The sequence below is a fragment of the Yersinia massiliensis genome (genome assembly GCF_003048255.1).
GTDB lineage: Bacteria > Pseudomonadota > Gammaproteobacteria > Enterobacterales > Enterobacteriaceae > Yersinia > Yersinia massiliensis_A.
Genome location: NZ_CP028487.1, coordinates 2,105,307 through 2,117,910 on the forward strand (window position 1 = coordinate 2,105,307; position 12,604 = coordinate 2,117,910).

Consider the following 12,604-nt stretch of genomic DNA (forward strand, 5'->3'; position numbering starts at 1 on the left):
GATAATTGTGAGGGATCACGAATTATTCTGTTTTAAATTGGTTTTAAATGAATAAAAAACAGCTGAGGCCACCATGAGCAGAACACAAGATCTTCGCCATAATGTGATTAATCAAATGATAGATGGCATTGCCAAAGGACATATTACATCGCCACTGCCATCACAGGCATCATTGGCAGAAATGTATAGCATCAGTCGCACGACAGTACGCAATACATTAAGTCATTTACATCAATGTGGCGTGTTGGAAAAAGTGGGTGATTATTACATTATTGTGAGAACGCCTCGAGTTGAAGATGGTTTCGACTGCGTTAGCCAATCTTCTGATGCGCAGGCTGAAATATTCGAACACGCATTCTTCCAAATGATTAATCAGCGGCAACTTCGTGCGGGAGACTCTTTTTCAGAGCTACAATTGGCCCGTGCCGCGAATGTCAGCGCTGTCGTTGTCCGGGAATTTTTACTGCGTTTTTGTCGCTATAACCTCATTGTGAATATCCGTCGCGGCCAGTGGAGTATGAATAAGTTCGACCAAAACTATGCTGAAAAACTCTTTGAATTGCGTGAGATGTTAGAGACACATGCATTAAATCGCTTTTTAAATCTGGCACACAGTGATGAACGTTGGCTACAAGCCAAAGAGCTTTTGGCACGGCATAGGCAATTGCGCGATACCATCGGCAATAGCTATCGTATGTTTTCACAATTGGATCGAGATTTTCACACACTCATTCTCTCTGCCGCTAACAATCCTTTTTTTAATCAGTCGTTGGAGATTATTTCAGTGATTTTCCACTTCCACTATCAATGGGACGAGAGCGATCTAAAACAACGTAATATTGTGGCGATAGAAGAGCATATGGCTATTTTAAGTGCACTTATCTTCCGTAATGACTTGGATGCAGTGCGCGAGTTACGGCGTCACTTAGATACAGCCAAACAATCGATGATACGTTCAATAACGCAGTACAGTGATTAGCTCATCGGGATGAAAAGATAAAAAACCAAATTAAATACCGGTTAAAAAACCATTAAGGACAGATAAAATCCAGCAAACTAATAGTTGTCTCACGTATTCATTACAAAAACATGCGATATATAGAATGTCCGCACTAACCTAAATTCCAGTTGGCTTATCTTTCTGCACCTTACGCAGTAATAAGCCTCTTTCCTTGCGGTATTTATTTCTTGAACGATTGAAAGTGACTTAGCGTTCACTATAAATCGCCATATGAATATATTATAAATTCCAGGAGCTGGGTGTGGATAAAAACAATGTCGTCATAAATCATGATGCAGGGGTATTAAACCCTATATCAGATGAAGTTCCAGAAATTTCGCCAAACACAGAACGTTCTGCCCGTATTAAGCGAATTCAAACCGTTGCTATGATTTTATTATTCTTAGCAGCAGTGATTAACTTTCTAGACCGCAGCTCTTTATCTGTCGCGAATCTGACTATTCGTGAGGAATTAGGGCTAAGTGCGACAGAAATTGGATTCCTACTTTCTGCGTTTTCATTGGCCTACGGTATTGCTCAGCTACCTTGTGGCCCATTGTTGGATCGTAAAGGCCCGCGCATTATGCTTGGGTTGGGGATGTTCGTTTGGTCATTTTTCCAAGCGCTATCAGGCGCAGTACATACCTTTACGCAATTTATTCTGGTGCGTATTGGGTTGGGTATTGGTGAAGCGCCAATGAACCCTTGTGGCGTAAAGGTCATCAATGATTGGTTTAACATTAAAGAGCGCGGTTTACCGATGGGGATATTCAACTCCGCGTCTACGATCGGTCTTGCCATCAGCCCACCTATTTTAGCGGCGATGATGATGATGATTGGCTGGCGTGGGATGTTTATTACCATCGGTATTTTAGGAATTGTGCTCTCTATTGGCTGGTACATGCTTTATCGGAATCGGGAAAGTATTAACCTCACTGAAGCAGAGCAGAAATATCTTGATGCAGGCAGTGTCAATGCTAGCCGTAAGCCAATGAATTTTAAAGAATGGCGTGGCTTGTTTAGAAACCGCACTATGTGGGGGATGATGTTGGGTTTTAGTGGTGTTAACTACACCGCTTGGTTGTACCTGGTTTGGTTACCGGGTTATTTACAGACGACCTATCATTTGAATCTGACAAGTACAGGGATGTTTGCTTCCATTCCCTTTATTTTGGGTGCTGCTGGGATGCTATGTAATGGCTTCGTGACTGACTTCTTGGTACGTAAAGGGATGGCACCCTTAAAAAGCCGTAAGGTATGCATTGCTACCGGGATGTTATTGTCAGCGGCATTCACCTCTGTTGTGGTACGTGCTGATACGACAGGAAGTGCGGTGGTATTAATCGGCATGGCGCTATTTTGTATCCACTTTGCTGGGACTTCATGTTGGGGGCTAATTCATGTGGCGGTATCTTCCCGTATGACGGCTTCAGTCGGGAGTATCCAGAATTTTGCTAGCTTTATATTTGCCTCATTTGCTCCCGTGGTCACAGGCTGGATAGTCGATACCACGCATTCATTTAGTTTGGCATTAACCATTTGTGCATGTGTCACCGTTTTGGGGGCGCTGTCATACATCTTTATTGTGCGCGAGCCAATTTTGGATACTGCGAAACCAGATACTGCAAAATAATAAGCGTTAGGCCGGTAGGTTAATGTTCTACCGGCCAGCGGATTATCGTGGTGATTGCAAATCGTGACGGCGCTTAAACCATGATTGGATAGTCCTAGGGCGAGAGAACATCACCAAGTTACCCAGTAGGATTAAGAGTAAACCCATAATGGCATTGAGATGCCAATGATACCCCTCATAGAAAGTCGAAATGGTCAGCGCAACTAATGGAAATAACAATGTGCTGTAAGCTGCGCCACTGGCACCAATGCGCCCTATCAGGCTGAAATAGGCCGCAAATGCAATGACGGACCCGAAAATCGCGAGATACAGTAATGAGCCTAAATAGCGTGATGTTAACTCGATAGTGAATGAGTGATGTTGAATTAAGCTGAAGATGCCCATCAATATCGCGCCATACGTCATGGCATAAGCGTTAGTGGAAAGAATGTCTAAACCTTGGCGCTGATGGCGGCTACTGATCATATTCCCTAAAGAAAAGCCGTAGGTGCCGAGTAGACTTAAGCCAATCCCTTTTAATAATTCTGGCGCGATTTGCGCCGCGGTTAAATCTTGCCAAAATAGTGCCACTATCCCAGTTAAACCAAGAATACTGGCAGGTAGAAAATTAGGGCTGAGGCGCTGGCGGAAGAAGATCATGCCATTGACGGCGTTAAAGAGAACGGCCATCGAGAATATAACGGATTCCAGACCGCTGCTAATATAGGCTGCAGCATGATAGAAACAGTAAAAATTAAAAGCAAAGACACAAAAACCTTGTGCCACACAAAAAAGGTGGTCACGCAATTTAAGATGCCGTAAACGGCGGGCTAGCAATAAAGCAATGACCATGACTCCCGCCGCTAGGGCGAATCGATAAAATATAGAGACTGTAATGGCAACATCGCCTTGCTGCTGTAGGGTGATAGCAATCCACGTTGTTCCCCAAATGATAACAACCAGAAAATAAAGCAGCGCATTCATATTTTTTTCTCATCACTTTTCTAAAACATCAGTATCTGACATCCCGATAAATTCAGCTTTCAGTGGCTTGCTGACAATTGCAAAAACTTGCGCATTTTTGAGATAAATAGTGGGCAAAGATGGTTTGGCGCATAACAAGTCATTAAACTGATGCCATCGGCGTTATTATGGATGTCAGTGTGATGGTTGAACGATATCAAGCTTTTGAAACCTTACGGGAACATAAAGCACGTTTGCATGATTGCGTGCAACTTGGCTCGGGTATTCAACTGGCTGCGTGGTCTAATCGGGATGATTGCGTCACACAAGAAAGCCCTGATCATCACACCCTGAGCTTATATGTTGCTGATGGTTATGAGTGTTACCACAAAACTCGGGCAGGATGGAAAAATGGTGGGGGGCCGGATCGTTTCTGTATTATGCCAAAAGGCAGCTTATCCAGTTGGGATGTCAGGGACGATTTATCATTCGTACATTTGTATTGTACCGACCAACATTTGCGCCACTTAGCAGAGCAAATCTGGGAGCGAAGTCCTGAGTCGATTCAAGTTGATGAACGTGTCTTCGCCGAAGATCAGCAAATAACCGTTCTGTATCGCCAATTTTTACTTAATTGCGATTGGCAAGAGCAAGCGAATCATCTGGCGCTGAGCAGTGCATCTACCTTGCTGATGACACATCTGCTGAAAAACTACACGCAGTTACAATGGGCTTTACCTGGTATTCGCGGTGGATTAGCACCTGCGGTCTTAAAAAGAGTCAAAGAGTATATCGATGCCTATCTCTCAGAACCGCTGCTCCTGTCAGATCTGGCTGAACAAGCGGGATTAAGTGAGTTTCACTTTGCAAGAATGTTCAAGCAAAGTACTGGACTGGCCCCCCATCAATTTGTACTGAAAATGCGTTTGTATCATGCCGAGCAATTATTAAAACACAGCATGATGCCGCTGATTCAAATTGCCTTGGCATGCGGTTTTAGTTCAGCCAGCCACTTTAGTAATTGCTTTAAAATGGCATACGGATTCACACCATCGTCAATGCGACAGAGTAAATGACTACAGTGTAAATAACTAAAGTGGGCAACTTAAATCACCTTCAGGGCAATCGAGGTACGATTTTAGTTGTGCTGTACGTTCTTCCGTTTTATGCGTCAGGCAAGCAGAGATTATCATAGGGTGGGCTGAGCCACCTTCAGTGGCTGATGACTGAAAGGTGCAATCGGCGTCGCGGTATTTTATCCAAGTCAATTGCGCGCTTTTTAGTAATGCTCTTTGTTCGATTGACGTTTTAGCGAGCACTTGTTTATAGGTGCGATTAAGTTCAGTATCGGCTTGCTTAAAATCAGAGCTTGCACACTGATTCATATCCAATTGTGTCACCGCGTTCTTACAGTCATTGGCAAATACTTGGCTGATAGGGAATGTCAGTAAAGATATCAGCATCATTTTTTTAAACATAATTACGCCCTACAAATAATGATTTCCAATCAATAATGATAGCCCCACTGACCTTAGTGTGGGGCCGAAGGTAATATTACATGGCTTTTTTGTTAGTCGCCTCCTCAATTTCTTTCTTTATCTCGGACACTTTTTTATCCGGTGATTTCTTACAAATATCAATCACCTTAGGTGTATAAAGGGTGTCTACTTCTTGAAAGTCAACGGTATCTCCTTTTTTATATTGGGTATCTTGATTAATGATCCAAAAGGCAACAGGTGTCATACTTTTTGGATTAAGATCAATGAATTCTTTACACGTCATATCGGCGGGTGTAGTGGGGGATGATGCTGCATGGGCAGTACTAAAGGCGGTAAACGAGAGTGTAGCAATGGTAATACTAATCAGTGATTTATAAAGCATGATTACTTCCTTATCTATCCGTTATATTTCAACTGGTATTATTAACTCGCGGATGAGAATTTATATTCTCACTGTATATCATAGGATATAAAGTTATATTTTCCAGTGTAATATCTGATTTTCCGATTAGTTTGTTTTCTTGGGTGGTGTTTATATTGATATTCTGATTTATGCACTTGATTTATATGCGAGATATACTGTGTTAGGTGTTGGTGATTAATATGTAAAGTCGTTAATGTGATTATTGATTTTATTATGTGTCGACTTTTTATTAATGTGATAATAAATAGCAGATATAAAGAAAGGAGACTTTCAATTTATCTGCTGCGGTATTTGCATTTGTTATGGGAGTAAATTATTGCATTACTTTTTGATTTTTTTCTCTGGTAGTGGTGGGCAGCCATGCTTTTCATCATGTGGCGGTTGGCCTTTAGTTAAGTGGCCATCTTTATGATCTTTAGGAGGGGGTAATGGGTGACCATTCTTATCTTTTGGTGGCTCCGGCGGGCGTTTACAAGTGACTCCTGCTTTCCCTTTTTCATTTTTATCTGCCTGTTGAGCAGCGAAACTTAGGGTTGCATTAAACAATAAAATAGTGCTCATACACAGCATAAGAATTTGCTTCATTTTGACTCCAATCATTCAACATAAACAGACCCTCAGAATAGCGGATTGTAACTTCAGTTTTCTTGGCAGAATCTGTAATGATTTTATCAAGTTGAATGTCAGTTCTTATCAAATAACCTGTGCTATTAAAGCGCATCTACACGGAGTCATAACAGTATGTTATAATTTAATGTGCTATTGGTGATGTATTAACTTGAATATTCAATATTGTTTTTTTGTTTTATAGTTTTGAAATATAGGTGATTTTTCTCTATGTCTTTATTTTCTTTTTATCATAGCCACTTGAGCGCATTAGCCAAGAAAGTTTTTGGCTGGCAACCGAAAGGTGATCTGTTGAAGAAAGAGAATGGAAATAATGAATTATCTGACCTTCAACTAGATGTTTTACTCAATGCCGAGAAACAGGTTGCAATCATTACAACCAACTTGAGTAACTGCATAACAATATTTAATGTTGGTGCAGAGCGAATGTTTGGCTATTCCCGGCATGAGGTGTTAGGGCGACCCATTCAGGATATTTTATATATTCCAGAATACGGTGATGCTCAAGCCGAATTGGACTCCTTGTTGCTAAATCGGCGTGATAGCAGTGAATGGCGTTATCAACGTAAAGATGGTAAACGTTTCTGGGGCGCATTAAGTGTTCATGAAATCATGTCTGATAATGGTAGCACAGTCGGTTATATCAGTGTCATTGCCGATGTTTCTGAAAGAAAATCGTTGCTGATGGCATTGGAAGAAAGTAAGCAAATGATGGACCGATTAACAAAAAATCTACCGGCGATGATTTATGCTTACTACTTAAATACTGATGGCGACTCTCATTTTAAATATTGCAGTGAGGGTGTAAGGAAAATATTTGATCTTTCGCCAGCTGAGGTTCTGTTTATCCCTAAAGCGAAAAATCCACTTTTTAGCCGAGTTCATCCTGACGATATGCCGATGATGGAACAAGCTGTTGCCACGTCACGGCAAAATCTATCCGTGTGGTCTTGTGATTTCCGGGTAAACTTGCCGGGGAAAGGGACGCATTGGCTCCATGGCGAGTCTTTTCCAACTCAGCAGGATGATGGTTCGGTAATGTGGTATGGCTCATTTTTTGATATTACTGAGTTTAAGCAATCTGAATCGATCCTCAAGGCGTTATCCCAAACGGATGTGTTGACTGGCGTGGCTAATCGTCGTCATTTTGATGATCTCTACCGACATATTTGGCAGAAAAACCGAATTGAAGGGGGGGCACTCTCGGTATTAATGATTGATTTCGATAATTTCAAAAGTTTTAACGATCTCTATGGGCATGCGCTAGGTGATGTTTGTCTGAAATCGATTGTCGAAACATTATCTAAATCCATTCGTGGTGGTTCAGATATTTTAGCCCGCTATGGTGGTGAGGAGTTTATTGTCTTACTGGCACCGAGTTCGCCAGCAGACGCGAAAGCCATTGCAGAACGTATGCGTCTTTCTATTGAGGAACTAGATATTCCCCATGGGATGTCACCGCAAGGGAGAGTGACCATCAGTGTCGGCGTGGCGTCAGTCTCTGCGCCGAATGAGTCATTGACAGCTGCTGCATTGTCGTCGGCGGCAGATAAAGCACTTTACCGTGCAAAAACCGCGGGGAAAAACCGTGTTGAGACTGTCATACTGAACTGATTTATCACACAAGGCTTAATTTTGAATCGATGAGGGTAGGCAGAAAGCACAGTCAACGCTATTTTACTTACCCTCATTTTATGTTCTGCCAACATTTGCTAAAGCAAAAATTAATACGGATCCTGTGCTTCACGCAGGCGTTCTTGTTCTTCCGCAATCACGGCTTTAATCTCTTCTAACACGCCTTCAACGTCAGCGGCGGCAGTACTTTCTGCAAATTCACCCGTGAGTTGGGTTTCTGGATGCAATTTACCGTCTTCATAGAGCGCCCACATTTCTTTGGCATATTTCCGGCCAAGCAGTTCAGGGGCGTATTGACCATAATAGTGGGTCATATTGGCGACATCACGCTCTAACATTGCTTTCGCATGGTTATTTGCTGCGGCATTGACTGCTTGCGGTAAGTCGATAATGACGGGCCCATCTTTATCAATTAAGACATTGAACTCAGATAAGTCGCCATGAACGAGACCGGCGCAGAGCATGCGCACCACATATTGGATCATGACAGCATGGTCAATTAACGCTTGTTCTTTAGTAAATGGCACGTCACTGAGGCGAGGAGCGGCAAGACCGTCTTCATCCGTCACCAGCTCCATGAGCAAAACACCATCGAGGCAGGCATAAGGCTGTGGTACGCGGACACCCGCATTGGCGAGTAGATATAACGCATCAACTTCGGCAGTTTGCCAAGTATCTTCTTGCTGCTTACGGCCAAATTTAGAACCTTTAGCCATTGCTCGGGCATCGCGGCTATTACGGACCTTACGGCCCTCTTGGTATTGGACCGCTTGTTTAAAGCTGCGATTTTCAGCTTCTTTGTAAACCTTCGCGCAGCGAATATCCGATCCGCAACGGACAACATAGACATCAGCTTCTTTGCCACTTTTCAAACGACGGATGACTTCGTCAACCAAGCCGTCATCAACCAGCGGTTGGATTCGTTTTGGAATTTTCATGGCGTCCTTGTACCCTATTTATGCCCGCGATGGAATGGCTTAGGTCGAATTTTCCTCCAGTTTACCATTCGCGTTCATCTGCGGGGGTGTTTTTACATGTATTAAACGAAGTTAAGTAGATTAAGCGGCGCTAAACTGGGCGTCATGCAACTTAGCATAAGCGCCTTTACGGGCTAGGAGTTCGTGATGATCCCCTTGCTCAACAATCCCTTCTTTATCAACCACAATGATGCGATCGGCATTTTGAATGGTGGCTAAGCGGTGAGCAATAACCAATGTCGTTCGGCCTTGTGACAATGCGGTGAGTGCGAGTTGAATCGCTTGCTCCGTGGCAGTATCAAGGGCTGATGTCGCCTCATCCAGAATCAAGATCGGCGGATTTTTCAAGAAAATACGGGCTATCGACAGCCGCTGTTTCTGGCCATCGGATAACTTCACGCCACGCTCACCGACAACGGTATCCAAGCCCTCAGGCAGGCTGTCAATCAACTCATCCAGCCGCGCTTGTCGTGCGGCAGTCATGATCTCGTCATCACTGGCATCTAGCTTACCGTAGGCGATATTTTCACGAATAGAGCCGCCAAATAAGAAGACATCTTGTTGCACGATACCAATATTATTACGCAGTGATTCCTGAGTCATATCACGAATATTAATACCGTCGATTGTGATGACCCCGCTATCGAGCTCATAGAAACGAGGCAGTAAGGAGCAGAGTGTGGTTTTACCGGCGCCTGATGGTCCAACGAAGGCGACTGTTTCACCCGCGCGGATTTGCAGATTCAAATGAGTGAAAATTTGATTCTGCGGTGAATAACCAAAGCTGACATTTTGATAACAAATATCGCCATGCAAATGACCGACAGGGCGCGCATTAGGTTGGTCAACGATATCAGGCAAGGTATCAATGAGCTGAGTGAAGCGTTTGAATCCTGCAATACCTTTAGGATAACTTTCAAGTACTGAGGTTATTTTCGCCACTGGGCGGAAAAAAACCTCAACCAACAGAAGGAAGCCGACAAATCCGCCATAACTGAGTTGGTCATTAACCACGTACCATGTACCGACTATCATGACAATTAATTGTACTAAGCGAGTACTTAAGTAGCTCATGGTCATGCTGGTGGTCATAATGCGATAAGCACGTAGTTTAGTGGTGCGGTAGTTTTCATTATCTTTGGCGAACAGTTTCTTTTCGTGCGATTCGTTGGCAAAGGCTTTTACGACTCGAATTCCTCCAATGCTCTCTTCAATTCGGGCATTAAAGTTGCCGACTTGGCCAAATAATTTGCGCCAAGTTTCTGTCATTTGTGAACCGTAACGGCTCACCAGATAAGTCATGCAGGGCACAATAATAATGGTGAGCATAGCGAGAGGGAGATGGACGGACGCCATCAGAATAAACGCACCAATAAATGTCATGACAGCAATGAAAAGATCTTCAGGGCCGTGATGGGCAATTTCACCGACCTCTTCGAGGTCTTTCGTGACATGGGTGATGATATGCCCGGTCTTCACATTGTCATAATAACTAAAGGAAAGTTTTTGCAGGTGGCTAAATGCCTGCCGACGCATATCTGTTTCAATGCCGACTCCCAACGCATGACCCCAATAGTTAACAATCGCCATTAGCGCGGTGTTCAGGAGATAGATCATTAATAAGCCCACTGCAGCCCAGATAATCAGCACCCAATCCTGATTTGGGAGCAATTTATCGATGAACAGTTTAACGGCCATCGGGAAGCTGAGTTCTAACAACCCCGCAAGAATTGCACAGCCAAAATCTAGATAGAAAAGCCCTTTATAAGGGGTGTAATAAGAAAAAAAGCGGCGGAGCATGAAGTCGTCCTTACAATTACAGAGGTAAATTAGTTCAACTGTAAAAAAACAGTTCTGGCATTATAAATGCAAATGCGAATTAATAGCATCAATTTTACTGATTATTCACTGCAGTTGGAGAAGTGAGTGAGTAAGAGGCTATTGCATTTAAATAGGCATTATTAAAGTCTGCTATAATTTATCTATCGTTATTTGTACTTTGCTGATGTGGATACAGTATAAATATACACGCCTTCATTAAAAATGTAGGCGTGTAGGTATCACTCATCCGCCAGAATGATTTGGTATTGTCGGTGCATTAGGAATTTTCTGCTATGAAGCAAAGTACATTGTGAAATTTATTCGGTATTTCATCTATAGGACTTGGCATTCTATTAGGTTATTCTCTTTTTAATTGGATTAACTAATGTCAATGGGAATGAATATGACAGCCTCATCAAATAAAAAACTTTCACTCTGGTCATTAACGTCACTTGTTGTGGGTTCGATGATCGGTGCTGGCATTTTCTCTTTACCTGCTACATTCGGCCGTGCCACGGGAGGCTTCGGTGCGCTTATCGCCTGGGTTATTGCCGGCGGCGGGATGTTGACTTTGGCTTTTGTATTTCAAACGCTTGCACAGCGCAAACCAGATTTAGATTCCGGCGTTTATATTTATGCTAAAACAGGATTCGGTGACTATGCTGGATTCGCTTCAGCTATTGGTTTCTGGTCAGGTGCTTGTATTGGCAGTGTATCTTATTTTGTTTTGATCAAGTCTACGTTGGGGGCATTCTTTCCGTTATTTGGTGATGGCAATACGCTTCCCGCAGTTTTAATTGCGTCATTAATTTTATGGAGTTTCCATTTTATGGTTCTGCGCGGCATCAAAGAGGCCGCAGCGATTAATACCATTGCCACTTTCGCGAAAGTCATACCAATATTTATTTTCGTTATCGTACTGGCTTTTGCATTTCATACGGATACTTTTGCATTAAATTTCTGGGGAACCCAGCCGCTGGGCAGTATTGGTGACCTTTCTCATCTTGATGATTATGGCTATACCGGTCACGCCGCATTAGAAATAACAGCCGGTTCGGCGTCTTTATTTTCTCAAGTGCGTAGCACCATGTTGGTGACAGTATTTGTTTTTGTTGGTATTGAAGGAGCGAGTGTCTACTCTCGTTATGCTAAAGAAAGAAAACATGTTGGTATTGCGACGGTTTTAGGCTTCATTGGTGTGTTATGCCTGCTAGTTTTAGTCACAATGCTTTCCTACGGTGTACTGCTTCGTCCGGATCTTGCAGCGTTGCGTCAGCCGTCGATGGCTGGCGTACTAGAGCATATTCTTGGCCGATGGGGAGCCATCTTTATCAGTATTGGGCTGATTATTTCAGTCATGGGAGCTTATTTGTCTTGGACGCTGCTGGCGGCTGAAGCCCTCTATTCTGCTGCGAAAAGCAATATCATGCCGCAACTCTTCGCAACTGAAAACAAGCGAGGGGTGCCTTCTGCAGCGGTCTGGATGTCGAATGTTTTTATCCAATTATTCTTAATTGTTACGCTTTTCACTGAATATGCTTTCCAACTTGCACTTGAATTAACCAGCTCATTGGTTTTGATTCCCTATTTGCTGGTTGCGGCTTATGGCCTGAAATTGGCGTGGACCCGAGAAACTTACTCGGTTGGCTCAGAAGATCATAGAAAAGATATTATCTTTGCGTCGATAGCAACGTTGTATGCCATATTGATGGTTTACGCGGGGGGCTTGAAATATATATTGTTATCTGCGGTGATCTACGGTCCTGGCACTGTGTTGTTCATTATCGCGAAACGTGAACAAAATAAGCCCATATTCACTTCAATCGAGAAGTGCCTTTTTGCCGTCGCCATTATTGCTGCAATTGTGGCGCTCTATAGTTTGGCTGTGGGTATAATTTCAGTGTGATAAGTCATGCGCTCAGGTTCAAGTGTTGGGGCATTAATCTATAATGATATCTAATGTTTCTGGTCAATACCCCTATTTTTTACAATGCATGGGCTTGATCTATACCCCAGACTACGACAGGATCGCCTTGTAATGGTTCG

11 protein-coding genes are annotated in these 12,604 nt (G+C 43.1%); 5 read left to right on the top strand and 6 right to left on the bottom strand.

Annotation, left to right across the window (positions count from 1 at the left end):
• The first annotated feature begins 73 nt into the window (after window positions 1-73).
• Entirely contained in the window at window positions 74-979 is a 906-nt protein-coding gene (locus DA391_RS09905) for a GntR family transcriptional regulator (protein WP_050080546.1), read from the top strand.
• 409 nt (window positions 980-1,388) lie between these two features.
• Complete coding sequence (locus DA391_RS09910) at window positions 1,389-2,633, top strand: MFS transporter (protein WP_240624833.1); 1,245 nt, start codon at window positions 1,389-1,391, stop codon at window positions 2,631-2,633.
• Window positions 2,634-2,675: 42 nt separating this feature from the next.
• Here the strand turns inward: DA391_RS09910 and DA391_RS09915 are convergent, their stop codons facing one another.
• Entirely contained in the window at window positions 2,676-3,596 is a 921-nt protein-coding gene (locus DA391_RS09915) for a DMT family transporter (protein WP_050080549.1), read from the bottom strand.
• Window positions 3,597-3,778: 182 nt separating this feature from the next.
• On the opposite strand from DA391_RS09915, the gene DA391_RS09920 reads away from it, so the two are divergent.
• Window positions 3,779-4,651 carry a helix-turn-helix domain-containing protein gene (locus DA391_RS09920; RefSeq protein WP_108088264.1) on the top strand — a complete coding sequence of 291 codons (873 nt, stop codon included), beginning with the start codon at window positions 3,779-3,781 and terminating at the stop codon, window positions 4,649-4,651.
• A 15-nt stretch (window positions 4,652-4,666) separates the two neighbouring features.
• On the opposite strand, the gene DA391_RS09925 is transcribed toward DA391_RS09920, so the two are convergent.
• The 3 genes from DA391_RS09925 to DA391_RS09935 form a co-directional block, all read right to left on the bottom strand.
• Complete coding sequence (locus tag DA391_RS09925) at window positions 4,667-5,053, bottom strand: lysozyme inhibitor LprI family protein (RefSeq protein WP_050080550.1); 387 nt, start codon at window positions 5,051-5,053, stop codon at window positions 4,667-4,669.
• A gap of 76 nt (window positions 5,054-5,129) precedes the next feature.
• Window positions 5,130-5,456, bottom strand: coding sequence for an acid-activated periplasmic chaperone HdeB (hdeB, locus tag DA391_RS09930; protein WP_019210280.1), 327 nt, complete (start codon window positions 5,454-5,456; stop codon window positions 5,130-5,132).
• Window positions 5,457-5,819: 363 nt separating this feature from the next.
• Window positions 5,820-6,083 carry a hypothetical protein gene (locus DA391_RS09935; RefSeq protein WP_057643312.1) on the bottom strand — a complete coding sequence of 88 codons (264 nt, stop codon included), beginning with the start codon at window positions 6,081-6,083 and terminating at the stop codon, window positions 5,820-5,822.
• 252 nt (window positions 6,084-6,335) lie between these two features.
• On the opposite strand from DA391_RS09935, the gene DA391_RS09940 reads away from it, so the two are divergent.
• Window positions 6,336-7,739, top strand: a complete 1,404-nt coding sequence (locus DA391_RS09940) for a sensor domain-containing diguanylate cyclase (RefSeq protein WP_050080552.1) — start codon at window positions 6,336-6,338, stop codon at window positions 7,737-7,739.
• 110 nt (window positions 7,740-7,849) lie between these two features.
• Here the strand turns inward: DA391_RS09940 and DA391_RS09945 are convergent, their stop codons facing one another.
• Both DA391_RS09945 and DA391_RS09950 read right to left on the bottom strand, forming a co-directional pair.
• On the bottom strand, window positions 7,850-8,698 hold the full coding sequence (locus DA391_RS09945) for a PA4780 family RIO1-like protein kinase (protein WP_019210277.1): 849 nt from the start codon (window positions 8,696-8,698) through the stop codon (window positions 7,850-7,852).
• 120 nt (window positions 8,699-8,818) lie between these two features.
• Window positions 8,819-10,537 carry an ABC transporter ATP-binding protein gene (locus tag DA391_RS09950; RefSeq protein ID WP_108087660.1) on the bottom strand — a complete coding sequence of 573 codons (1,719 nt, stop codon included), beginning with the start codon at window positions 10,535-10,537 and terminating at the stop codon, window positions 8,819-8,821.
• Between the two features lie 424 nt (window positions 10,538-10,961).
• Here DA391_RS09950 and DA391_RS09955 point away from each other — a divergent pair, with 424 nt between their 5' ends.
• Window positions 10,962-12,464: an amino acid permease gene (locus tag DA391_RS09955; RefSeq protein ID WP_108087661.1), complete on the top strand. Its 1,503-nt coding sequence runs from the start codon at window positions 10,962-10,964 to the stop codon at window positions 12,462-12,464.
• Window positions 12,465-12,604: the final 140 nt, after the last annotated feature.